The sequence below is a fragment of the Sphingomonas sp. RB1R13 genome, assembly GCF_036663775.1.
In the GTDB taxonomy this organism is placed as follows: Bacteria; Pseudomonadota; Alphaproteobacteria; order Sphingomonadales; family Sphingomonadaceae; genus Sphingomicrobium.
Genome location: NZ_JAXOJM010000001.1, coordinates 413,855 through 435,182, shown reverse-complemented (window position 1 = coordinate 435,182; position 21,328 = coordinate 413,855). Strand labels below are relative to the sequence as shown.

Genomic DNA, 21,328 nt, shown 5'->3' with positions numbered 1-21,328 from the left:
TCGGCGTAGCTTGCTGACATCACCGCCACCCTCTGTGTGTACCAGATCAAGGCAACTTTGACGCCGTTGGCGAGGAGTTAAGGAGCCCGTCAAGAATATCGGCAAGCCGGAGCATCACTGGCGCAAGAATGTACTGTACCCGGGTCAATGATCAGCAGGTGTGTTCCCACAATCCTTAATCCAGGCATCGACTGCGGACTGACGCCACGCGCAGCAGCGGTCGCTTATTTTAATCTGGCTTGGAAATGTGCCGCTCTCAATCTTCCGATACAGGGTGGAGCGGCTGAGGCCTGTCCTGGCGAGCACAGTTTTGATGCGCAGGAAGCATTCTGGTTGGAACGTCATCGTGATCTCCTTGGGTCAACTTGGCTCGCCTCAGGAAGCTCTTGGAATCCAACCTTGCAAGACGGTCGGGATCGGCCTGCGTTCGAACTGCGCTGGATTGCGTCCGTCGGTGTCGGCCGATGAGATGGCCACCGACATCTTACGCCTTGACGGCCGTCTGCCGACGCCGTTGAAAGGCACGATCGCTTTCGAGGAAGCCACTCAACATTGCAGGGATCAGCTCAGTCACCGGCTCCTCGTGTCCATAGTTTTCGGCGTACAAAGCCGCATATCTGGCAAGCGCGTGATGCAGGTCAGGCGGCAAGGTGATGGTGAGTTTGACCGGCGTGCGGTCGGGCAACCTCCCCAGCTTGAGATCAATCATGCGTATCTCCTCCTTCATCCGCGCCATGGCGCGAGGATCAAGTCTTTCTGCACTACCAGTCGAACTGGCGTTCCAGACCGGATGGTGATGGTCGGCTGGACGTTGAGAGTCTTCGACGTCAGCTGATCGCCGGCATGGGCGACGTTCTGCTGACCGGACTGGCGGATGGCTTGAACAAGTCCACTGCCTCCCGAGAACTGAAGCTCGGAGCCGACCCCCAACAGTGTCGAGATGACGACTCCCTTGAGCAGCGCCCAGCTGTGCCCGTCGACCTTGTCGGCAAGACCGGCATAACCCGAGGCGTCGCTCGCTGGCACGTTGTCGAGGCCGAGCGAGCTTCCGTCTGGCAAGACGATCCGCTGCCAAACGACCAGTGCGCGTTTCTGGCCGTAGGCGACCACGCTATCGTATTTGCCGATCAACCGCGCGCCCTGGGGGACGAGGAGGATGCGTCCCGTGGCGCTGTCGAACACATTCTCGATAACCTGCGCCGTGACCAGTCCGGGCAGGTCCGAACGGATGCCCGTGATCAGGCTTCCGGCAATGACCGTGCCGGCGCTGAGCAGGTATGGCGACACCAGCCGCGTCAGCATGTGCGGATCGACGCTATCCTCCTTGACAGATCGCGCGAGGAAGTCGGACTTGCGCTGCTGGCCGTTCGGATCGCGCTCAGGATCGAGCGCGACCTCGCCCGCGTCTGTTGCTGCCGTAAGGTCAGTCGAGGCGGACGCTGGGGACGCCGCAGTCTCAATGCGTCCGCCAGACTGGACCAGCAGCGCCGATCGGCGGGCGGCCTTGAGATCGGCGAGCTGGCGCTCACGTTCCGCCTGGGCCGCCTGCTCGGCCTGCGCCTTCGCGTCCGATAGCGGTGGCGAGACCCCTGACCCGTCGGTCAATAGTTGCTGTTGTCGTTCGAGGATCGGTCCGCCGAGGTCACCGGGGAGCGGCGGGCCAAGCCGCGGCACGTCGCCGTAGGTCTTGGGCAACGCGCTGAGGGCATCCGCCGGTGCCCGCGCGCCGAGGTCGGCTTTGTCTTCGCCGTTCGCGATCACTTTGAATACCGACGGCTTCAACGCGATGCCTGTGACGCCCACGAGCGCGATGACCCCGACAGTGGTGATGCCGATAACGACTTTTCGCTTGAACCGGATCGCTCGGAGCGGGGACGCCCGAATGACGAGCGTCTCGGGATCGACCTTCGGCGCCATCGGCGGTGCTCCCTCGTCCGGAGCAGCTTGAGGTGGGATGGGTCGGGGTGCCGAGAACAAGTCCGGATTGAGCTCACGGGGCGTCGGCGCTTGCGACGTGGTGACGCGCTCGCTCATGACGCCCTCCGCGCGGCCGAGCCGTCGCGCAATCGAGTGATCCGAACGATCTGCTGACGCTTCAGGCCGAAGCGCAGTTCGACAACGTCGAACAGGCGATCGACCACGTAATAGTGTCCGCGCATGCGATAGTTGACGAGCTCAGCGCTGCCATTGGCGCCGACCATGAACAACGGCGGGGCAACGCCGGTCGCGATCTGCGCCGGGAACTCGATGAAGGTCTGCCGCCCGTCATCGAATGCGCGAACCGGACGCCAGTCAGGCTTGTCGCCGCTGACCGCATAGCCGAAGTGAAGCTGGTCGATCGCCAGCCCTGACGCCACCGGCGCCGCGGCTTCGGCGGCTTCCGCCCGCTTCTGAAGCGCGATCAGCTGATCCTGCGGATAGGTCCACGACAGGGCAGTCAGCGCCGTGCGCGTCGTGCTGGTCAGCGACAGATGATAGACGTGCCGGTCGGTGGTGATGACGAGGTTAGTCGAAAGCCCGACGACCGACGGTTTGACCAGCACATGGCTGCGCCGCGTCTCGCCAGCGCCACTCGCGGTGTCGCCGATGATCCAGCGCACCGTGTCGCCCGCCGCGACCGCGCCAAGCGTTTCGCCGGGCTGAAGGGCGATATCGGTGATACGGCCGGGCGCGGTATAGACGTGATACACCGAGCCCTCGGCGTAGGGATAGACCGACGAGGCATTGACGAACCCGGTCGGCTCTTCGGTCGCGGCGCGCGTTGCCGCCGCAACGCGCGACGCATGCGTCCAGCGAGCGTGGCGCATGGCTGCATGACGTACCCGCGCCTTGGGTATCACCTTATGCACGACCGGCACTTTCGGAAGTGGCTTCGGCATGACGAGGGACTTGGCCACGATGGCGGATCGTGGCGCGGGCGCCGCTGCGCAAAGCAGCAACGCTGCGCCGCTCAGGACAAGACAATACTTCGCGTTCATCACTGGGCCTCCTGGTTCGACGCCGGGGTGGCGTCCGGGTTGGGAATGGGCACGGCATCCAGGGCCGGCGCGGTCTGTTCGGTCGGACTTGGCGTGGATGCCGGTGGCGAAGGGGGCGTCGTCGCTGTAGGCGGCGTTGGCGGCTCGAGCTCGCGGCTCCAGTCGATCGCATCGACGTAGAGGCCGAGCGGGTTCTTGCGCAGCGTTTCGGCCGAGGTCGGCGGCTTGACGATGACCGTCACCATGGCAGTCCAGTGCGACGTCCCCGCCTGGCTGCCACGTTCATAAGCCGTCTCGGTCCATTTGACCTGGAACGAGCGATCAGACGCCCGGACCACGCTGGTGACCTGGACCGACACGGTGCGCTCGCCGATGTTGGCGAACGGATCGGCCGACCGGGCATAATCGCCGAGGAACTGCGCGCCGTGCCCCGTCGCGAAATCATAAGCTTCGAGCCAGCTGGCGCGCATCAGCACCGGGTCGAGCGAGACCGAGCGGACATTGCCAATGAAATGGCCGAGCGCCCACGCAATCTGCGGATCGGTCGGTCGATAGCTCGCCTCGGCCTCGCTGATCGCGCGCGGCTCGCCAAGCCGGTCGACCGCGACGACATAGGGGACGACCCGGCTTTGCAGCGACTGCCAGACGAGCGCGCCGGAGAGACCCGTCGAGAGGACAAGCCCGCCGAACGCCATCAGCCGCCAGTTGCGCGCCTGGACGCGGGCCGAGCCGATGCGCTCGTCCCACAGCTGGCCCGCACGTTGGAATGGTGTTTCCGGTTCGGGCGTCCGCCCGTAGCGCTGGATCGATCGTTTGAACTGCATCAGTCTTCCCTTTCCTTAATATCGGGGGTGGCGGAGGCGCCGCCTCGGTCGCCTTCCTTGAGGGTCTGCAGAGCAACGTGACGGTGGTGGCGCGCGGACTGCTGCGACTTCAGATCGCGGGCCCAACCGGGGGCGTCGCCCGACGCGCCTTGCGCATCGGGCGAAGGACTTGATCCGCCGGCCCCGCTGCCCTTGAGCGCATTCCATGCCGCGTCGCGGCCACTGGCGGCGGCGTCCGAAAGTCCGAGCGCGTTGGAAGCGCCGCTGCGGGCCGCATTGCCAGCAGCCTTGGCGACGCCCCCAAGGCCAGCACTTACCGATGATGTGCCTGCAGCTTCCTGCCCAAGCTGGTAAGAGGTCGATGCGGCGGACCCCATCGCAGTGCCCGCCCGAACTGCGCCAAGCACAGCGCCGCCGGCGGCGCTGGTAGCGCCAGCGCCAAGCATCGTCACGCCAGCGGCGCCGATCACCGTGCCCGCGACCGCACCAGCGCCGAGCTGCGGCGCTCCGGCAACCAATCCCGACGCGATGCCGGGACCGAAAATGCCAAGTCCGAACAGCGCGAGACTGGCCAGCACCAAGCTCATCGCTTGGCCGATTTCGGGCTGCTGCCCATTCAGCGCGGCGGTGAACTGCCCAAAATAGTTCGAGCCGATGCCGACGATAACGGCGAGCACCATCACCTTGATGCCCGAGCTAACGACATTGCCGAGCACGCGCTCGGCGAGGAAGCCGGTACGGTTCCACAGCGCGAACGGCACGAGGATGAACCCGGCGAGCGTGGTCAGCTTGAACTCGATGATCGTGACGAACAGCTGCACGGCGAGCACGAAGAAGGCGACGATGACGATGGCCCACGCAAACAGCAGCACCGCGATCGTCAGGAAATTGTCGAAGAAGCTGGTGAACCCCATCAACTTCGAGGCTTGGTCAAGCAATGGCCAGGCGGCGGCAAACCCGGTGCCGGCGAGATGGCCGGGCTTGAGCAGGTCGGCGGCGGTCAGCGTGCCCCCGCCTGCCGTGAGCCCAGCCTGCGCAAACGAGCGGAAGATGATATCGGCCAAGCTCGAGAAGCGATTGAGGATGAATGCGAACGCGCCGACGTAGAGGATCTTCTTGAGGAAACGGCCGATGACATCCTGCTCGCCGCCCATCGCCCAGAACAGGCCGGCGAGGGTGATGTCGATCCCGATCAGGGTCGAGGTCAGGAACCCGACGTCGGGACCGAGCAGCCCGAACCCGCTGTCGATGTAGCGGATGAAGTCCGCCATGAAGCCGTCGATGACGTTGAGGTCGGTCACTGGGCGTTCGTCCTATTGAAAGGGTGACGGCGGGATGATGATCAGACAGTCAGGTCGGCGGGCCTCGGCCCTCCGAACCGTCAGTGCGGGGTGTAGGCCGAGCCCGTGCCGAGGAACTTGGCGGTCGCCGCCTTCGCCTCTGCTTCGGCCTGGACTTTGCGCGCCTGCTCGATCGCTTCGGCGCGATACTGCGCCGCCATCAGCTGCTGGATCTGGAACTGCTGCTTGGCAGTGAGCGCGAGCAGCTGGTTGGTGGCTTGGGCCACCTGCAGCGCGCCCTCCGCCCCCTGGCTGCGCGCGACGATGCCGGTTAGCGCCTGCGCGTCGGCCTCGACATTCTCGGCGACCCGCGACTGGACCATCATGGTCTGCTTGTAGGCGGCCATGCTGGTATCTAGCCGGGTCCGTGCTGCGACCACCCGGGCGTTGACCGTCAGCGCCTGGTTGAAGCTTTGCGGAAACATCTGCCGGAACTGCTGGTCCAATCCGGCAACACGGAACCTGATGCCCTGCGCCTGGCCCATCAGCTGGTTGATCTGCTGGATAGTCTGGGTGATCGCCTGCAGCTCGGGGAAGCTGACGGTCGTCAGATTCTTGGCCTGGTTGGTCAGGCTCGTCGCCTGGTTCTGGAGCATGCGGATCTGATTGTTGATCTGCTCGAGCGTGCGCGCGGCGGTGAGGATGTTCTGACTGTAGTTGCTCGGATCGAAGACGATGACCGCCTGCGCCGGGGTCGCCGCCACTGTCGTAACGGCAATGACCGAGCAGGCGGTGCCGAGCGCGACGATCAAGTGCGCGAAACGGGTCTTGAGATGAAGATTGTGAATCATGGTAATTCTCCTTGGGGGCAGGGGGTCAGGGGTTGGCGATCAGGCAGGAAAGTCGGCGAGCAGAAGCGCGGCCCAGGCGAGACCGGCATCGGCAAGGAAGCGGGCGGCGAAGTCGGCATCGCCATGCTCGGCGAGCAGCGTGTCGATCCGCTGCTGGCTTGCCGGGTCGGACGCACCGCAAAGTGCGAGCGCGATCGGCCCGAGGCCAAGCTCGAAGAGTCGATTGCCGCGCGCGGACTGGAGATAATAATGGCGCTTGGGCGTGGCTCTGCTGATGAGCTCGATCTGGCGCTCGTTGAGCCCGAACCGCTCGTAGGCTTCTCGGCTTTGCGGCTCGATCGCCCGGTCGTTGGGCAGCAGGATCCGCTGCGGGCAGCTCTCGATGATCGCCGGTGCGATACTGCTGGCGGCGATGTCGGCCAGGCTTTGGGTCGCGAACAGCACCGCGACATTCTTCTTGCGCAGCACCTTGAGCCACTCGCGGATGCGCGCAGCGAACAGCGGGTGGTCGAGGAAGACCCACGCCTCGTCGAGGATAAGCAGCGTCGGCCGCCCATCGAACCGCTCTTCGAGCCGGTGAAACAGATAGGTCAGCACCGGCGCGACGACGCCCGAATGGCCCATCAGCGCCTCGGTCTCGAAGCACTGGACATCGGCGAACGCCGCGTCGGGTTCCGCAGCGTCGAGCAGCCGACCATAGGGCCCGTCGAGCGTGTAAGCAGCGAGCGCCGAGCGCAGAGCGTTCGACTGGAGCAGCAGGGCGAGCCCGGTCAATGTGCGCTCTTCAGTCGGGGCCGAGGCGAGACTGCCGAGTGCCGACCAGACGCTTTCCTTGACGTCCGGCGTGACGCTGACCTTCTCGTGGGTGAGCAGCGCTGCGATCCAATCGGCCGCCCAGGCGCGTTCGCTTAAGCCGTCGATGTGGCGCAGAGGCTGGAAGGCAAGAGTCTCGCCCGTCCCCTGCCCACCGCCAAGTCCGAGCGCATGATGCTCGCCGCCCATGGCAAGCACGGCGGTGCGCGCGGAATAGCCCTTGTCGAAGATGAAGACCTGCGCGCCTGGATAGCGGCGGAACTGAAGCGCGATCAGCGCGAGCAGAACCGACTTGCCGGCTCCGGTCGGGCCGACCACCATCATATGGCCGACATCGCCGACATGGGTCGAGAGGCGGAACGGGGTCGAGCCAGCGGCCTGCGCATAAAGCAACGGCGGACCGCTGAGGTGCGCGTTGTACGCCGGGCCCGCCCAGACGCTCGACAGCGGCATCAAGTGGGCAAGATTGAGGGTGTGAACCAGCGGTTGTCGAACGTTGGCATAGACTTGGCCGGGCAGGCTCGACAGCCATGCCTCGACCGCGTTGACGCCTTCGCGGATCGTCGTGAACCCAAGGCCGTTGACGACCCGCTCGATGCGGCGGACCTGCTCCTCGACCCGGGTGCGGTCAGTGTCGGCCAGCGTGATCGTGGTGGTGAGATAGCCGAACGCGACATGGTCGGCGCCGAGCGCCTGAAGCGCGAGGTCGGCGTCCACGACCTTGTTGTCGGCATCGCTGTCGAGCAGCTGGGTCGGCTGATTGTACATGATCTCGCGCAGCAGCGCGGTGATCGACTTGCGCTTGTTGAACCATTGGCGTCGAAGGCTGGTCAGCGCCTTGGTCGCATCGCTCTTGTCGAGCGCGATGAAGCGGGTCACCCAACGATAGCCGAAGTCGAGATGGTTGAGCGCGTCGAGCAGTCCGGGCCGGCTCACATTCGGAAAGCCGAGGATAGTCAGCGTGCGGAGATGCTGTTCGCCAAGCATCGGCTCGAGCCCGCCGACCAGCGGCGTGTCGGCGAGCAGCCCGTCGAGACACATCGGGGTCGACGGCACCGCGACCGGGTGACGGCGGGACGAGATGCGACCGTGAAGATAGGTCAGCGTCTCGGCCGAGCCGAGCGCCTGGGTCTCGGGCATAAAGGCCGCGAACAGGTCGAACGCGCGGTCGGTCTCGGCGATGAAGGTCGCCAGCGCCGCGCGCCAGTCGCGCGTGCTGTTGCCCTCGGGACGATCGACCAGTGAGCGGCCTGCCGCGTCGCTGCTGTCGGCAGTCGGCAGGAAGGTCAGCGTGAGGTGATAGACGCTCTCGTAATGGCCACCCTCGGCGACGAACCCGGCACGGCGTTCCCGATCGACCAGCCAGGAGGCGGCGTCGGGGAAATCGCTGTCGGGATAGGCGATCGCCTCGCGGCGTTCGGCCTCGAAGAACAAAGCCCAGCCCGTGCCGAAGCGCTTCAATACATTGTTGGCGCGGGCCGAGGCAGAGACCAGCTCGGCCTCGGTTGCGGACTCAAGATCGGGGCCGCGAAAGCGAAGCGTGCGCTGGAAGCTGCCGTCCTTGTTGAGGATGACGCCGTCGGCGACCAGCGCCGCCCACGGCAGATGGTCCGCAAGCCGGTCGCTATGGTGACGATACTCAGCAAGGTTCAGCACGAATAATGGCCTTTCTGACGGAGATGACGGAGCAGAACCGGCGCGAAGTGCGGATCGCGGCGGGCGGCGAAGACGGCGAGGCTGTGCCCCACCGCCCACAGGACGATCCCTGCGATCCATTGCTGGAGCCCGAGCCCGACCGCTGCGGCGATCGTGCCGTTGACGATGGCGAGGCCGCGCGGCGCACCGCCCAGCAGGATCGGCGTTCCCAGCGAGCCGTGGATCGGCACTTCGAAGCCGGCGATGTGCTCGGCCCCTGAGTGATGGAAGGGCCCGCTCATGCGATCAGCGCCCCGCCGCCGAAACTGAAGAAGCTGAGGAAAAAGCTCGATGCCGCGAACGCGATCGACAGGCCGAACACGATCTGGATCAGCCGCCGGAACCCGCCCGCACTCTCGCCGAACGCCAGCGTGAGACCGGTGACGATGATGACGATGACCGCGAGGATCTTGGCGACCGGTCCCTGGACTGAGCCGAGCACTTGCTGGAGCGGCTGCTCCCACGGCATGCCGGTGCCCGCCGCCTGCGCGGCGGTGGCGAACGAGGTCGAGGCGAGTGCGGTCGCTGCAGCGGCGATCGAACGAATGCGCAACTTGGCCATTAATTATCTCCTTGAGGTTGGGCTGGGGTGATGAGGTCGGTGAGCGCGTAGCCGCCGCGGGCATCGAGCCCGTCGACGCGGGCAATGGTGGTGACGCGGCGGTCGAGCCCGCGACCGGCGATGAACACGACGAGATCGATCGCGCCGGCGATCAGTTCGCGCGGGACGGTAACGACGGCCTCTTGAACGAGCTGTTCGATGCGATGGAGCGCGCGCAGGGCACTGTTGGCGTGGACCGTTGCGATGCCGCCGGGGTGGCCGGTGTTCCATGCCTTGAGCATGTCGAGCGCCTCGGGCCCACGGACCTCGCCGACGATGATCCGGTCGGGGCGAAGGCGGAGCGTCGAGCGGACGAGGTCGGCCATGGTGACGCTGCCCGCGCCGCTCGAGTTCCCAGGGCGCGTTCGGAGCGCGACCGTATCGGGCGCCGGGCATTGCAGCTCGCGTGTGTCCTCGATGAGGATGACCCGCTCGTCGAGCGAGGCCATCTCGGCGAGCAGGGCATTGGCGAGCGTGGTCTTGCCGGTGCTCGTACCTCCGGCAATCAGGATGTTGTCGCGGCGGATGACGGCGGCGCGGAGCTGCTCCGCCGCTGCCGGCGCGATGATGCCGTCGGTCACGTAATCGGCGAGCGTGTAAAGCCGGGTCGCGGGCTTCCGGATCGAGAAGCATGGACCTGTCGCCACCGGTGGCAGCACTCCTTCGAACCGCTCCCCAGCGCGGCCATCAATGCTGGCCGGAAGCTCTGCCGAAACGATCGGTGCGTCGCCATGGACCTCGGCGCGCGCGTGACTGGCGACGAGGCGGATGATCCGCTCGACTTGCGACGCATCAAGCCGATCGCCCGTGTCGACCCGGCCCTGGCCGAGAATGTCGAGCCGAAGCGCGCCGTCAGGGTTGACCATGATCTCGATGACGCGTGGGTTCGCGAGCGCGGCGGCGATCGCCGGACCCATCGCCGTGCGGAGCATCGCGCGACGACGATCGTCGGCGCCGCCGGGAAATGCAGCGGCGCTCATCGCGCCTGATCCTTGCCGATTGCCGAGAGTGGGTCGGGCGCCAGCGTCCGTCGACCACTCGCCAGCCGCTCGCCGACGCGGGCAACGAACTCCTCGAACCGGGCGCGACCGACCGCGCGCGCAGCGTCGTCGCCCTTGGGCAATGGCGCGTTGACCGTAAGCTCGATCAGCACGAACAGCGCCAGCGTCTCGAGCAGGACGTGACCGTCGCGCTCGATTCGCCCCACCGCATTGGTCATACGATCGAGCCGGGTCCCGAACTTGTCCTCGAGCTCGCTCGCTGCACGGCGATTAAGCCAGGCGGTCAGCGCGTCGACGAGGATAGCCGACTTGGTCGCGCCGGGTTTGCTGGCCAGCACCTCGAGGCGTTCGCTTAACTCCTTCGTCAGGAACAGCTGGTGACGGATGCGATCCATGGGGCCGCTCCTCAGAAGCTGGGGAGCAACTCATCATGGTCGCTCCCTTCGTTGATGGCGTGCGCGCGGACGACCGTGTTTGCAGCCTGCGCCGCGGCCATGGCGCGCGTGTCGGCAGCGATATCGCCATCGTCATCGACTCCGAGGTCGGGCTTCTCGGGTTCGACGGAGGGGGGAGCGCTGTCCTCGGCGAGGTCAGGCGCGCGCTGCTGCTGAAGCCCGCCGTCTTCGTCGCGTTCGGCATCGGCCTTCTGGTCGAGCCGCGCGTCGTGCTGGCGCACGAGCCCGCTCCAGTCGTCGGGACGCGGCGTCGGGCGGTCGCGATACGGGCCATCGGTCAGCGCGGGCGCGGGTAACGCGCGCGCCTTGAAGGTCGGGTCTTCGTAATAGCGCAGCTTCTTGGCGCGGATCGGCGACAGGCCCGAGACGAGGATCAGCTCGTCTGTGGCGGGCAGTTGCATCACCTCGCCTGGGGTCAGCAGGGCACGCGCGGTCTCCTGGCGGCTGACCATGACGTGGGCGAGCCACGGCGCCAGCCGGTGCCCGGCATAGTTGCGCATTGCGCGCTGCTCGGTCGCCGTGCCAAGCGCGTCGGAGATGCGCTTGGCGGTGCGCTCGTCGTTGGTCGCGAACGCGACCCGCACATGGCAATTGTCGAGGATGGCGTTGTGATCGCCGTACGCCTTCTCGATCTGGTTGAGGCTTTGCGCGATGAGGAAGGCGCGCACGCCGTAGCCGGCGAGGAAGGCCAAGCTGGTCTCGAAGAAATCGAGCCGTCCCAGCGCCGGAAACTCGTCGAGCATCATCAGCAGTTTGTGCCGGCGACCCTGACCCTCCGCGTGAAGCTGCTCGGTCAGCCGTCGGCCGATCTGGTTGAGCACGAGGCGAATCAGCGGCTTGGTGCGGCTGATGTCCGATGGCGGCACGACCAGGTAGAGCGACACCGGTGACCCGCTCTCGACGAGGTCGGCGATGCGCCAGTCGCAGCTCGACGTCACCGCCGCGACAGTCGGGTCGCGGTAGAGGCCGAGGAACGACATGGCGGTCGACAGCACGCCCGAGCGCTCGTTATCGCTCTTGTTGAGGAGCTCGCGCGCCGCCGATGCGACCACGGGATGCACCGCCGGCGCCGCGGGCGTGCCGAGATGATTGGTGGTCATCATCCGCTCAAGCGTCTTGGCGAAGCTGCGCTGTGGATCGGATAGGAAGGTCGCAACGCGGGCGAGGGTCTTCTCGTCCTCGGCGTAGAGGACGTGAAGGATCGCGCCGACCAGCAGCGAGTGGCTGGTCTTCTCCCAGTGATTGCGGCGTTCGAGCGCGCCTTCGGGATCGACGAGGATGTCGGCGATGTTCTGGACGTCGCGAACTTCGTTTGCGCCGCGGCGTACTTCGAGCAGCGGGTTGTAGCGCGCCGAGCGCGCATCGGTCGGATTGAACAGCAGGCAGTGCGAGAACATCGAGCGCCAGCCAGCAGTCAGCTGCCAATTCTCGCCCTTGATGTCGTGGATGACTGCCGAACCGGTCCAGCCGAGCAGGGTCGGAACGACGAGGCCGACGCCCTTGCCCGAGCGGGTCGGCGCGAACGCCATGATATGCTCGGGGCCGTCGTGGCGCAGATACCGGCCGTCATGCTGGCCCAGGAAAACGCCCTCAATATCGCGAAGACCAGCGCGCTCGATCTCGCGACTGTTCGCCCAGCGGGCCGAGCCGTAAGTTGTGACGTGGCGGGCTTGGCGTGCACGCCACAATGATCCCGCAATGGCGGCGGCGCATCCGATGAAGCCACTGGCACCGGCGAGAAGGCCAGCCTTGTTGAAGACGTGCGGCGCGTAGGCATCGAAGTGATACCACCAGGCAAAGAGCGCCCATGGGTGATAGACCCGGTGCCCAAAGGCGATCGCCCATGGTGCGCCAAGCTGCGGCTGATAGGCGAGCTGCGCCGCGATCCACTGGGTCGACGCCCACAGCCCGGCGATTACGATCGCGAAGACGATCAGGATCTGGCCGAAAAGCAACTTGGTCGGGGTCATGCGTGGGCTCCGACCGAACCACGATGGTGGTTCGGATCAGGCGCCTAGATCAGGCATTCTCCCGGGCATTCGCATTGCCGTTCCGACGAAACAGGGCGCGAGCGGCGGCAGTCGGCTCGTATTCGTGTAATTTTTTGAAGACAGGTCTTCTGAACTTGGCCGGTGAGGTCAGCCACTCGCGATCGACACCTGCACCAGCCTTCCTGCGTCTTATGGCCTCCCATCCACGGTTCGACTAAAGTCGGGCGAAGGGGTTCCCATTGTCCGATTCTGCGTTGTTCATTTCCGGGTCGCTTTTGACGGTCGACTATCTGGTGGAGGCAGTCGCCGCGACCCCCGCCTACCAAGATGTGGACGTTGCCGGCCTTCGCGCTACCCTTGACCTGATTGCCGCCAGGTTTCCCAAAAACTCCCGGACGAACGAAAGCCAGACTGAAGACGACTTCATCTGGCCCGTGCTGGCCGCCCTGGGCTGGTCGGAATCGCTCCGCCAACAAAATCTGACCGTCGCGGGACGAGACGATGTGCCAGACGGTGTGCTGTTCAAGGATGCCGCTGCGAAGGCCGAAGCGAATGCGCAAGACGACCAATGGCGGCGCTATTCGCATGGCCTGGCAGTCGTCGAGAGCAAGCGTTGGGCGCGTCCGTTGGACCGGGCGTCGGGCCGCGACGAAGCGACGGCGCCATCGACCCAGATGCTCCGCTATTTGCGCCGTATCGACGACCTGACGACTGGCAAGCTGCGCTGGGGCATCCTTACCAACGGCATGAAGTGGCGGCTCTATTGGGCTGGTGCGCGGTCGGTGTCCGAAGAGTTTCTGGAAATCGACCTGGCACGCGTGCTTGGCTTGGACGGTCGCGATGGTCTGTTCGCCAGCGATGCCGACCGCGACCATTGGTTGCGCGTGTTCGCGGTCATGTTTGCGCGCGAGGCCTTCATCAAGGATGGCGCGGATAATCGCTCATTTCACGAGCGGGCGCGGGCGACTGCAGCGTTCTATGAAGAGCGCGTCGCCGCCAGCCTGTCGAAGCTCGTCTTCGAACAGGTGTTCCCCAGCCTTGCCTCTGCGATCGCCGATGCCTCGCCGCAAGCGCCGCTCCAGCACGTGCGCGAAGCCGCGCTTGTGCTGCTCTATCGGCTACTGTTCCTGCTCTATGCCGAAGACCGTGACCTGCTGCCCGTCAACGACAAGCGCTATGATGATTACGCACTCAGGCCACTTCGCCTCGATGTCGGCAAGCGGGTCTCGGAGGGCGATGCACTGTCATCCTCGGCGGCGCGCATCTGGAGCCATATTTCTGACCTGTCGCGCATCATCGACAAAGGCGATGCATCGGTCGGCATCCCGCCCTATAACGGCGGCTTGTTCGCCAGCGGCGGCGCGTCGTTGCTCGATGCGGTCCGCATTCCCGACAGCGTCATGGCTCCCGCGCTCGATGCGCTGTCCTACGAACGCTCGTCAGGCGAACGACGCTACATCAACTACCGTGATCTTTCAGTACAGCAGCTTGGATCAATCTATGAACGGCTGCTTGAATTTGAGATTTGCCGCGGCGACGATGGTGCGCTCGAAGTGCGCCCGAACCTTTTCGCGCGGAGGAATTCGGGTAGCTATTACACTCCTGATGAATTGGTCGGACTAATCCTCGATCAAACGCTCGAACCGCTTATATCCGAACGGCTCGAAGCCTTTTCGTCGGCGCTCAAGACGCTCGATCCCAAGGACGCCGAAGATTATCAGCGCAATCTGTTGCGAGATGTTGACCCGGCGACATCAATCCTGAACCTGCGCGTCTGCGACCCAGCGATGGGATCAGGTCATTTCCTCGTCAGCCTCGTCGATACTCTCGCTGATCACGTCCTCGATGCGATGGCAGAGGCCGCCTCACTCGGGGCCGATCTCGGGTACGCATCCCCGCTGGCGACCAAGATCGAAGATATCCGCGCGACCATCACGAAGAACGCGCGCGCCGCGAGCTGGACCATCGACGAGGGTCAGCTTGACGACCGACATATTGTCCGCCGCATGGTCCTTAAACGCTGCGTCTATGGCGTCGATAAAAACCCGATGGCAGTTGAACTCGCCAAGGTGGCGCTGTGGCTTCACACCTTCACCGTCGGCGCTCCGCTTTCGTTCATCGACCATCATCTCCACGCCGGAGACAGCCTGTTCGGGATGTGGGTGCGCGATGCGATCGACAAGGCCGGGAAACTCGGCGGCGAACTGCTGTGGAACGAAGCCCTACGCAACGCGCAGCGTTCAGCGGAAGCGATGAAGACCATCGAAGCCTTGACGGATGTCGAGATAGCAGAGGCGCATCGGTCGGCTGCGATGTATCAAGATGTCGAGCTTATGACCGGCGAACTCGATGGGTTTGTCAATTTCATGCACGCGCTCGATTGGCTGAACCTCAAAACCGCCGATAAGGGACTGGTGCGCCTTTGGCTCGATGGCCGGTTCGGCGATCCGGTGCCTATTGCACGCGGCAAGAAAGGACCTGAAACCGGCAAGGCAAAGGCCGAGGAAGTCGATGCGTTCACGTCGATTTGGGAGCGCGCCCGTGCGCTGATCAGCGAAGAACGGTTCCTAAACTGGCAAATTAGCTTCCCCGGCGTCTGGGACAACTGGGCCAGTAAAGGTCTCGAAGGCGGATTCGATGCCGTGGTCGGCAATCCGCCGTGGGACCGGATCAAACTGCAACAGGTCGAATGGTTTGCCGCGCGTCGTCCCGAAATCGCGCTGGCCGCTCGGTCGGCCGACCGCGCCCGTATGATCGCGAAGCTGAAAACCGATGGCGATCCACTTTGGGAAGACTTCGCCCATGCCGAACAACGCGCGGTCGATACGGCGCGAGCGGCTCGAAAGTCGGGTCACTATCCGTTGCTGTCGGGCGGAGACACGAACCTCAACTCCCTGTTCGTCGAGCGCGCACATGCGCTTGTTAAGCCGGGGGGAATGGTGGGGCTGTTGATTCCTTCGGGTATCGCTTCCGATCAAAGCTCGTCGGCATTCTTCAGAAAGGTGACGGGCGATAAGCAGGTTCACCGTGTCATCGACTTTTTCAACCGGCGCTACGATGGCACGCTGTTCTTTGCCGACGTGTATTATCGGTTCAAATTCTGCGCCTACATCGCGGGGGGTGCAGAACGTAAGTTCGAGGGTGCATCCTACGGCTTTTTCATCCGCGATTTGGCTGAGGTAGACGATCCTGACCGCGTGTTCCCGTTAACCGCTGAGGAAATTGCGCGGATCAACCCGAACAGCGGCACCGCTCCGATATTTCGGTCACGCCGCGATAAGGAAACTACGTCACAAATTTACGCGCGCTTGCCGGTCTGGACAGATCGCTCCGCGGGCGATGGTCAACCGGTTTGGCCTCTGCGCTATGTGACGATGTTCCACATGGCTAACGATAGCGCTAAATTTCGCACCCGCGCCGAATTGGAAAATGCGGAAAATGCTTGGCCGGTCGGTGGCAATCGGTTTGAATCGGCAGCGGGCGAATGGGTCCCACTTTACGAAGGCAAGATGGTGCAGGCGTTTGACCATCGTGCGTCGGACATTGTGCTAGCGGAAGCCAATGTGTTCCGGTCCGGCCAGGGCGCCGACTTGAAAGATGAAGATCATCGCGATCCAGCGCGTCAGCCGATACCGCGCTATTGGGTGAAGTCTTCGGACTCGGGGTGGGACACCCCGACTGATTGGTGCTTGTCACTCAAGGACGTGACGTCGGTCACGAACGCCCGCACGACGATCACGACGATAATCCCTCGTTTCGGGGCTGGCCACACGTTGCCGGTGCTGTTTCCGGCAAAAGGCGCCGAAGGCGCCAGCTACATCGATGCCGCGCCGCTCGTCACTGCGAACCTCAACTGTCTAGTGCTTGACTATCTGGCGCGGCAAAAGGTCCACGGCAATCATCTCGCATGGTATCTGCTCGAACAACTACCGATGGTGCCACCTCCGGCATATGCGCGCATGTTCGGCCCTAAAGCCGCCTCCGACATTGTCCGCGAAGCTGTTCTCGAACTCACCTATACCGCCCACGATCTGGCCCCATTCGCGCGGGACATGGGTCATGTCGATGCGACCGGCGATGTGTTGCCGCCGTTTGCGTGGGATGAGGAGCGCCGCCTGAAGCTTCGCGCCAAGCTCGATGCCCTATATTTCATCCTCTACGGAGTCTTCGATCCTGCCGATGCATCGCTTGGCCGGGATGATATCCGTTACATCTATTCGACCTTCCCGATTGTCGAGCGTGAGGAGATAGGGCGCTGGGGGAATTATCGCAGTCGGGATTTATGTCTTGCGTGGGTCAACGCGCTGACGTCGGGTCAGCCAGACGCAACGATTGATGCATAACCGCTGCGTCCTCAAAGCGACAGGAATTGGGCCGTTAGGAGACCGTCAGTTATTGGAGCCAAAATCTTAGAGTCTGACTCATAATCATTTGCATTGATTTCATGCGCTTGCGATTCTGCGGGTGATGAGCTGGATGGAGGCGAGATAGAGCCACGCGGTGGCGCTTTCGATGGTTCGTTCGAAGTCCTTGGCGAGCCGGCGGTTGCGCCCCAGCCATGCGAAGGTGCGTTCGACGACCCAGCGCCGGGGCAGGATTTGGAAGCCCTTGGCGTGGTCGGAACGCTTGATGATCTCGATTGTCCACTTGCCGATTTTGGTGAGCGCCGTGCGAAGTTTGTCGCCGGCATAACCTCCGTCCGCGAAGACATGGCGCAGCCAGGGGAAGCGGTGGCGGATGCTGGCGAGCACATCGGGCGCGCCATCACGGTCCTGCACATCGGCGGTGTGGACGATGGCGCCGACCAGGAAGCCTTGCGTGTCGGTGATGATATGCCGCTTCCTGCCCTTGATCTTCTTGCCTGCATCATAGCCGCACGGGCCGCCGCTCTCCGTGGTTTTGACGCTTTGGCTGTCGATCACCCCGGCCGACGGCGATGCCTCGCGCCCCGCCGCCTCACGCACCGCCATCAGCAGCGTGTGATTGATCGAAGACCATAATCCCATGTCACGCCAACGGTAGAAGTAATGCTGCACCGTGGTCATCGGCGGGAACAGATCGGGCGGCAGCATCCGCCACGGCAACCCGCCGCGCAGCAGATAGAGCAGGGCTTCAACGATCTGCCGGTAACTCCAGAGCGGGGGTCGCCCTCGGTGCGAACGAGCCGGAAACAGCGGCTCCAGAACCTCCCATTCCGCGTCGGTCAAATCGCTTGGCAAACGCAGGCTGCTTCGGGCAAACTGCCTTCGGGTGGTGTCAGTCCACATGGGATCCTCCGTCGATGCTTCGCAACACCGATTGAATCACATCACACTGATATCACCCAACTTCTTTTTCGGTCAGGCTCTTAGAAAGCGGATGTTGGCTTACTCGCGGCCGGATGTCAGCTTTGCTCAGTAGTATTCCGCAAAGCTGCCAATCAGCTACCGCCCCAATTGCGGACGCGCGCCGGCGGTCACAAAATTGATGAAAGACGACATTGAAGCTTAGAGCGGATTTCGACCGGCATGAATCGCTGGGGGATTCCCAAGGGTCTGAAAGTCTGATTCAGAATGCAGGCTGGGATATGGAGGCCAGCATGCATGGGTCAGCCTCTCTCGATGGATTTGCGCACGCGGCTTTTGGCCGCGATTGATGCGGGAATGAGTTGCCGGTCGGCGGCGGTTCGGTTTGGCGTGGCGCCCTCGACCGCGATCCGGTGGCAAGCGCGGCGTCGCATGACCGGGAATTTTGCGCCGAAGCCTCAGGGCGGGGACACACGTTCGCGTCGGATCGAAGAGCGTCGGGAGGAAGTCTTCGCCATACTCTAAGTGGCACCTCGACGAACTCGATCCCGACGTCGACGAGCGTGGTCAGGACATCGAGTGCGTCGGCGGTTGGCAGCCCGCGAAGGATCGCGATAATCCGCGTCCGGCGCAGCGCCTCATCGAAGCGTCGGGTCGTCATGACGTGACCCCCGTCTTTCATCCAGCTGCAGCCAGAGACCGACCGGTGTTGTCGCGCATGAGCGCGGGTGAGGCAACGGGTGGGATTAAATCCGCCCGTTGCTGTTCGAGTTCGGCGGCGAAGGCCGCCGGGGTGACGTAGCCGAGCGAGGAGTGCGTCCGCTCGGTGTTGTAATCGTGCATCCAGCGGGCGAGGATCAAGCGCGCCTGGCCGATTGTGAAGAACAGCGTCTCATTGAGGAGCTCGTCGCGCATGCGACCATTAAAGCTCTCGACGAACCCGTTCTGCGTCGGCTTGCCCGGCGCGATGTAATCACTCGACCCCGGCGTCGCCTGACCAGGCGAGCACCGCGTTCGAGGTCAGTTCGGTGCCATTGTCGCTGACGATCATCTTGGGCTTGCCGCGCTCGGCGATCAGATCGGTCAGCTCGCGCACGACCCGCCGTCCGGAGATCGACGTGTCGACCACCGCCCGCAAGCACTCGCGCGTCACGTCATCGACGATGTTGAGCACGCGGAACCGCCGGCCAGTCGCCAGCTGGTCATGCACGAAGCCCAAGCTCCAGCGCTGGTTGGGAAGCGCCAGCACCGGGGCAGGCGCCCGCGCGCCGACGGCGCGCTTCCGTCCCTTCCTGCGGCGCACCGTCAAGCCTTCCTCGCGATACAGCCGCTGGGTCTTTTTGCGGTTGATCGTGATGCCGTCGCGGCGAAGCAAGATGTGCAATCGCCGGTAGCCGAACCGACGACGCTGTTGCGCCAGATCACGCAAGCGCGACCGAAGGTCGCCATCATCTGCCCGGCACGAGCGATAGCGCATGCTCTTGCGATCAGCCCCGACGACAGCACACGCCCGCCGCTCGCTCATCCCCAGCGTCGCCTGGAGATGGGCAACAGCTTCCCGCTTCGCGGCGGGCGCTACCATTTTTTTGACAGCAGGTCCTTCAGACCAGCGTTGTCCATGATCGCTTCCGCCAGCAAGCGCTTGAGCTTGGCGTTCTCGTCCTCGAGCGCCCGAAGCCGCCTCGCGTCCGACACCTCGAGCCCGCCGAACTTGGCCTTCCATGCATAGTAGGTCGCGCTCGACAGGCCGTGCTTGCGGCACAGCTCCGTTACCACCGCGCCCGCCTCGGCCTCCTTCAGGATGCCAATGATCTGCTCTTCCGAAAACTGCTTCCGCTTCATCTGTCCGTCCCTTCGATGGGTCGGACCCTAGCTCCAACTGGAGGAAAAAACGGGGGTCACGTCAGTCAACACAGTTTCATGCTTTGAAGATCAAGCGCGACGAAGCCCGCAACGGTCGCGTCGCGGCTGTCGACGATCTCTGCTGCGAATCCGAAGAAGGGTGCGGCTGCCTGATACAGGCGGCACAGTCCTGGATTGCCGACCAGCACGATGGTGTCGTCCGTCGGCCCGATACCGAGGTGCGCCGCATCGGCAAACTCGCTCCCGATAAGCAGCCCGCGAAGGTAGGATGCGGCATCTGAGCGATCGACGGTCCCGCGGATGACGCCAGCCCGTACGCCGAACAGCGCAGTCGTCAATCCCAGCCCATCCGATCCCTCAGCCAGCCCCTTTTGGAAAGCGTTGCCTGGGATGGCCTCGTCCGAGACAATTGAAGCCAAAAGGCCGCCCGCCGTGAGGCGGTCGAACATCTCCCCCGCCATGCTGGTGAAGAATTCGACGAGGTAACCATCCTCGATATGGGCCCATTTGGTGTGGGTGCCCGGCAGCACGATGGTCCTGCCCGATGCTTCGGCACCGCGCAGGGCAATTGCGCCAAAAATTTCCATGTCTTCGCCGCGAAGGATGTCGGGGCGGCCGTCGGCGCGGCGAACGCAGGCCAGGCCGGGCGCCAAATACACGGTGGTTGGCCCAATCTTGGTCGGTGCACAGGCAGCGGCCAGGTCGGCCAGCGAGACTGGGCATTCGAGATAGGGTCTCTCCGTCCAGCCGATATTTGATCCAATCATGCCAGTTGCGATTATTCGGGCAACGGCGGGCCAACGAGCCGTCACCTCGTCAATGACAGTAGCCATCGCTTGCCGGTCGAGGCCTACCACGCCCGACGACGAAACAAGTTGATCCTTAACAATCCCGTCTGGACCGACGAGCCATGCGCGAAAGGCACTGCTGCCCCAGTTGATTGCGATCAGACCGCCGTCACCTTCGCGTGACATGCGCCCCACCGTCGATCGGATGAACCCCGCCGGTAATCCAGTCAGCCTCGATCGAACACAAAAATGCGATCAAATGAGCTACCTCCTCTGGAGCTCCAAGACGGGCCAAGGGATGACGAAGCGCATTTTCCCGGAGTGCCTGCTGAGGATCGGGGGCATCGGCGAACGACGCTCTAAGTAACGGAGTGTCGATCGATGCAGGAGCAACGGCGTTGACCCTGACGCCGCTCGGCGCAAGTTCGACTGCGGCAGTCATCACTAAGTTTTCGAGGCCCGCCTTCGAAGCCGCGTAAGCGGCAAGAGTTGGCGTGGCAAAACGGGCATTGACCGAAGAAACCATGACAAAGCTACCTCGGCCCTTTTCGATCATGGCTGGGGCACAAGCCCGGATCAGGCGAGCCGCGCCTATGACATTGACGTCGTAAAGCCTGGCAAAGTCGGCGCTCGAGGTGGTCATCACCGATCCGGAAACACTCGCCGCGGCCGCATGAATGACGATGTCGGGCAGGCCGGTCGTCGCACGCACTTTTTCCATCGCCGCGGCAACGGAAGCGTCACTCCCCAAATCGGCGACGATGTTTGCGTTTCCCTCCTCGCTGAACGTGAGGTCGAGGACGGCAACGCGAACACCGTGATCGCGCAAGCGCCGGACCGTCGCGCGGCCGATACCGCTCGCCCCGCCCGTCACGAGAGCGATCGTATCGTCGGCAAACCTCA

General features: G+C 63.9%; 17 protein-coding genes and 2 pseudogenes. 2 read left to right on the top strand and 17 right to left on the bottom strand.

Going from position 1 to position 21,328, the window contains the following annotated elements; all coding sequences use genetic code 11:
* Positions 1-144: 144 nt before the first annotated feature.
* The 13 genes from U1700_RS02120 to U1700_RS02060 all read right to left on the bottom strand — a co-directional run bounded on the left by U1700_RS02120 (position 145) and on the right by U1700_RS02060 (position 12,468).
* Positions 145-345 (bottom strand): helix-turn-helix transcriptional regulator, encoded by a 201-nt coding sequence (locus tag U1700_RS02120; protein WP_332749715.1) that lies wholly within the window; start codon positions 343-345, stop codon positions 145-147.
* 139 nt (positions 346-484) lie between these two features.
* Positions 485-709, bottom strand: coding sequence for a DUF2274 domain-containing protein (locus tag U1700_RS02115; RefSeq protein ID WP_332749713.1), 225 nt, complete (start codon positions 707-709; stop codon positions 485-487).
* A gap of 14 nt (positions 710-723) precedes the next feature.
* Positions 724-1,917 (bottom strand): TrbI/VirB10 family protein, encoded by a 1,194-nt coding sequence (locus tag U1700_RS02110; protein ID WP_332749712.1) that lies wholly within the window; start codon positions 1,915-1,917, stop codon positions 724-726.
* A gap of 113 nt (positions 1,918-2,030) precedes the next feature.
* Positions 2,031-2,807: a P-type conjugative transfer protein TrbG gene (gene trbG, locus U1700_RS02105; RefSeq protein WP_332751095.1), complete on the bottom strand. Its 777-nt coding sequence runs from the start codon at positions 2,805-2,807 to the stop codon at positions 2,031-2,033.
* A 170-nt stretch (positions 2,808-2,977) separates the two neighbouring features.
* Complete coding sequence (gene trbF / locus U1700_RS02100; RefSeq protein ID WP_332749710.1) at positions 2,978-3,802, bottom strand: conjugal transfer protein TrbF; 825 nt, start codon at positions 3,800-3,802, stop codon at positions 2,978-2,980.
* Positions 3,802-5,103, bottom strand: a complete 1,302-nt coding sequence (trbL, locus tag U1700_RS02095) for a P-type conjugative transfer protein TrbL (protein ID WP_332749709.1) — start codon at positions 5,101-5,103, stop codon at positions 3,802-3,804. The genes trbF and trbL overlap by 1 nt, the downstream gene beginning before the upstream one ends.
* An 80-nt stretch (positions 5,104-5,183) precedes the next feature.
* The gene (trbJ, locus tag U1700_RS02090; protein WP_332749707.1) at positions 5,184-5,933 is read right to left on the bottom strand and encodes a P-type conjugative transfer protein TrbJ; all 750 of its coding nucleotides are present in this window, start codon (positions 5,931-5,933) and stop codon (positions 5,184-5,186) included.
* 39 nt (positions 5,934-5,972) lie between these two features.
* Complete coding sequence (gene trbE / locus U1700_RS02085) at positions 5,973-8,402, bottom strand: conjugal transfer protein TrbE (RefSeq protein ID WP_332749706.1); 2,430 nt, start codon at positions 8,400-8,402, stop codon at positions 5,973-5,975.
* Entirely contained in the window at positions 8,396-8,683 is a 288-nt protein-coding gene (locus U1700_RS02080) for a VirB3 family type IV secretion system protein (RefSeq protein WP_332749704.1), read from the bottom strand. The genes trbE and U1700_RS02080 overlap by 7 nt, the downstream gene beginning before the upstream one ends.
* Positions 8,680-9,003 (bottom strand): TrbC/VirB2 family protein, encoded by a 324-nt coding sequence (locus U1700_RS02075; RefSeq protein ID WP_332749702.1) that lies wholly within the window; start codon positions 9,001-9,003, stop codon positions 8,680-8,682. The genes U1700_RS02080 and U1700_RS02075 overlap by 4 nt, the downstream gene beginning before the upstream one ends.
* Complete coding sequence (gene trbB, locus U1700_RS02070; RefSeq protein WP_332749700.1) at positions 9,003-10,022, bottom strand: P-type conjugative transfer ATPase TrbB; 1,020 nt, start codon at positions 10,020-10,022, stop codon at positions 9,003-9,005. The genes U1700_RS02075 and trbB overlap by 1 nt, the downstream gene beginning before the upstream one ends.
* The gene (locus U1700_RS02065; protein WP_332749698.1) at positions 10,019-10,438 is read right to left on the bottom strand and encodes a CopG family transcriptional regulator; all 420 of its coding nucleotides are present in this window, start codon (positions 10,436-10,438) and stop codon (positions 10,019-10,021) included. The genes trbB and U1700_RS02065 overlap by 4 nt, the downstream gene beginning before the upstream one ends.
* 11 nt (positions 10,439-10,449) lie before the next feature.
* Entirely contained in the window at positions 10,450-12,468 is a 2,019-nt protein-coding gene (locus U1700_RS02060) for a conjugal transfer protein TraG (protein WP_332749696.1), read from the bottom strand.
* A 1,046-nt stretch (positions 12,469-13,514) separates the two neighbouring features.
* Here U1700_RS02060 and U1700_RS02055 point away from each other — a divergent pair.
* Complete coding sequence (locus tag U1700_RS02055) at positions 13,515-16,832, top strand: Eco57I restriction-modification methylase domain-containing protein (RefSeq protein ID WP_332749695.1); 3,318 nt, start codon at positions 13,515-13,517, stop codon at positions 16,830-16,832.
* Positions 16,833-16,931: 99 nt separating this feature from the next.
* Here U1700_RS02055 and U1700_RS02050 read toward each other — a convergent pair whose 3' ends face one another.
* Entirely contained in the window at positions 16,932-17,756 is an 825-nt protein-coding gene (locus tag U1700_RS02050) for an IS5 family transposase (RefSeq protein WP_332749694.1), read from the bottom strand.
* Positions 17,757-18,071: 315 nt separating this feature from the next.
* On the opposite strand from U1700_RS02050, the pseudogene U1700_RS02045 reads away from it, so the two are divergent.
* Positions 18,072-18,293: pseudogene (locus U1700_RS02045) on the top strand (IS630 family transposase); the annotation flags it as partial.
* 159 nt (positions 18,294-18,452) lie between these two features.
* On the opposite strand, the pseudogene U1700_RS02040 reads toward U1700_RS02045, so the two are convergent.
* The 3 genes and pseudogenes from U1700_RS02040 to U1700_RS02030 all read right to left on the bottom strand — a co-directional run bounded on the left by U1700_RS02040 (position 18,453) and on the right by U1700_RS02030 (position 21,299).
* Positions 18,453-19,616 (bottom strand): annotated as a pseudogene (locus tag U1700_RS02040) (IS3 family transposase).
* A 65-nt stretch (positions 19,617-19,681) separates the two neighbouring features.
* Positions 19,682-20,611, bottom strand: coding sequence for a 2-dehydro-3-deoxygalactonokinase (locus tag U1700_RS02035; protein ID WP_332749693.1), 930 nt, complete (start codon positions 20,609-20,611; stop codon positions 19,682-19,684).
* Positions 20,595-21,299: an SDR family NAD(P)-dependent oxidoreductase gene (locus U1700_RS02030; protein WP_332749692.1), complete on the bottom strand. Its 705-nt coding sequence runs from the start codon at positions 21,297-21,299 to the stop codon at positions 20,595-20,597. Before U1700_RS02030 ends, U1700_RS02035 begins: the two co-directional genes overlap by 17 nt.
* Between the last annotated feature and the right edge of the window lie 29 nt (positions 21,300-21,328).

Excerpts from the sequence above, each read along its gene's own strand:
- U1700_RS02060 (WP_332749696.1), bottom strand. The coding sequence starts at position 12,468 with ATGACCCCGACCAAGTTGCTTTTCGGCCAGATCCTGATCGTCTTCGCG.
- U1700_RS02115 (WP_332749713.1), bottom strand. The coding sequence starts at position 709 with ATGATTGATCTCAAGCTGGGGAGGTTGCCCGACCGCACGCCGGTCAAA.
- U1700_RS02050 (WP_332749694.1), bottom strand. The coding sequence starts at position 17,756 with ATGTGGACTGACACCACCCGAAGGCAGTTTGCCCGAAGCAGCCTGCGT.
- trbJ (WP_332749707.1), bottom strand. The coding sequence starts at position 5,933 with ATGATTCACAATCTTCATCTCAAGACCCGTTTCGCGCACTTGATCGTC.
- trbG (WP_332751095.1), bottom strand. The coding sequence starts at position 2,807 with ATGCGCCACGCTCGCTGGACGCATGCGTCGCGCGTTGCGGCGGCAACG.
- U1700_RS02080 (WP_332749704.1), bottom strand. The coding sequence starts at position 8,683 with ATGAGCGGGCCCTTCCATCACTCAGGGGCCGAGCACATCGCCGGCTTC.
- U1700_RS02120 (WP_332749715.1), bottom strand. The coding sequence starts at position 345 with ATGACGTTCCAACCAGAATGCTTCCTGCGCATCAAAACTGTGCTCGCC.
- U1700_RS02065 (WP_332749698.1), bottom strand. The coding sequence starts at position 10,438 with ATGGATCGCATCCGTCACCAGCTGTTCCTGACGAAGGAGTTAAGCGAA.
- U1700_RS02035 (WP_332749693.1), bottom strand. The coding sequence starts at position 20,611 with ATGTCACGCGAAGGTGACGGCGGTCTGATCGCAATCAACTGGGGCAGC.
- trbB (WP_332749700.1), bottom strand. The coding sequence starts at position 10,022 with ATGAGCGCCGCTGCATTTCCCGGCGGCGCCGACGATCGTCGTCGCGCG.
- trbF (WP_332749710.1), bottom strand. The coding sequence starts at position 3,802 with ATGCAGTTCAAACGATCGATCCAGCGCTACGGGCGGACGCCCGAACCG.
- U1700_RS02075 (WP_332749702.1), bottom strand. The coding sequence starts at position 9,003 with ATGGCCAAGTTGCGCATTCGTTCGATCGCCGCTGCAGCGACCGCACTC.
- U1700_RS02110 (WP_332749712.1), bottom strand. The coding sequence starts at position 1,917 with ATGGCGCCGAAGGTCGATCCCGAGACGCTCGTCATTCGGGCGTCCCCG.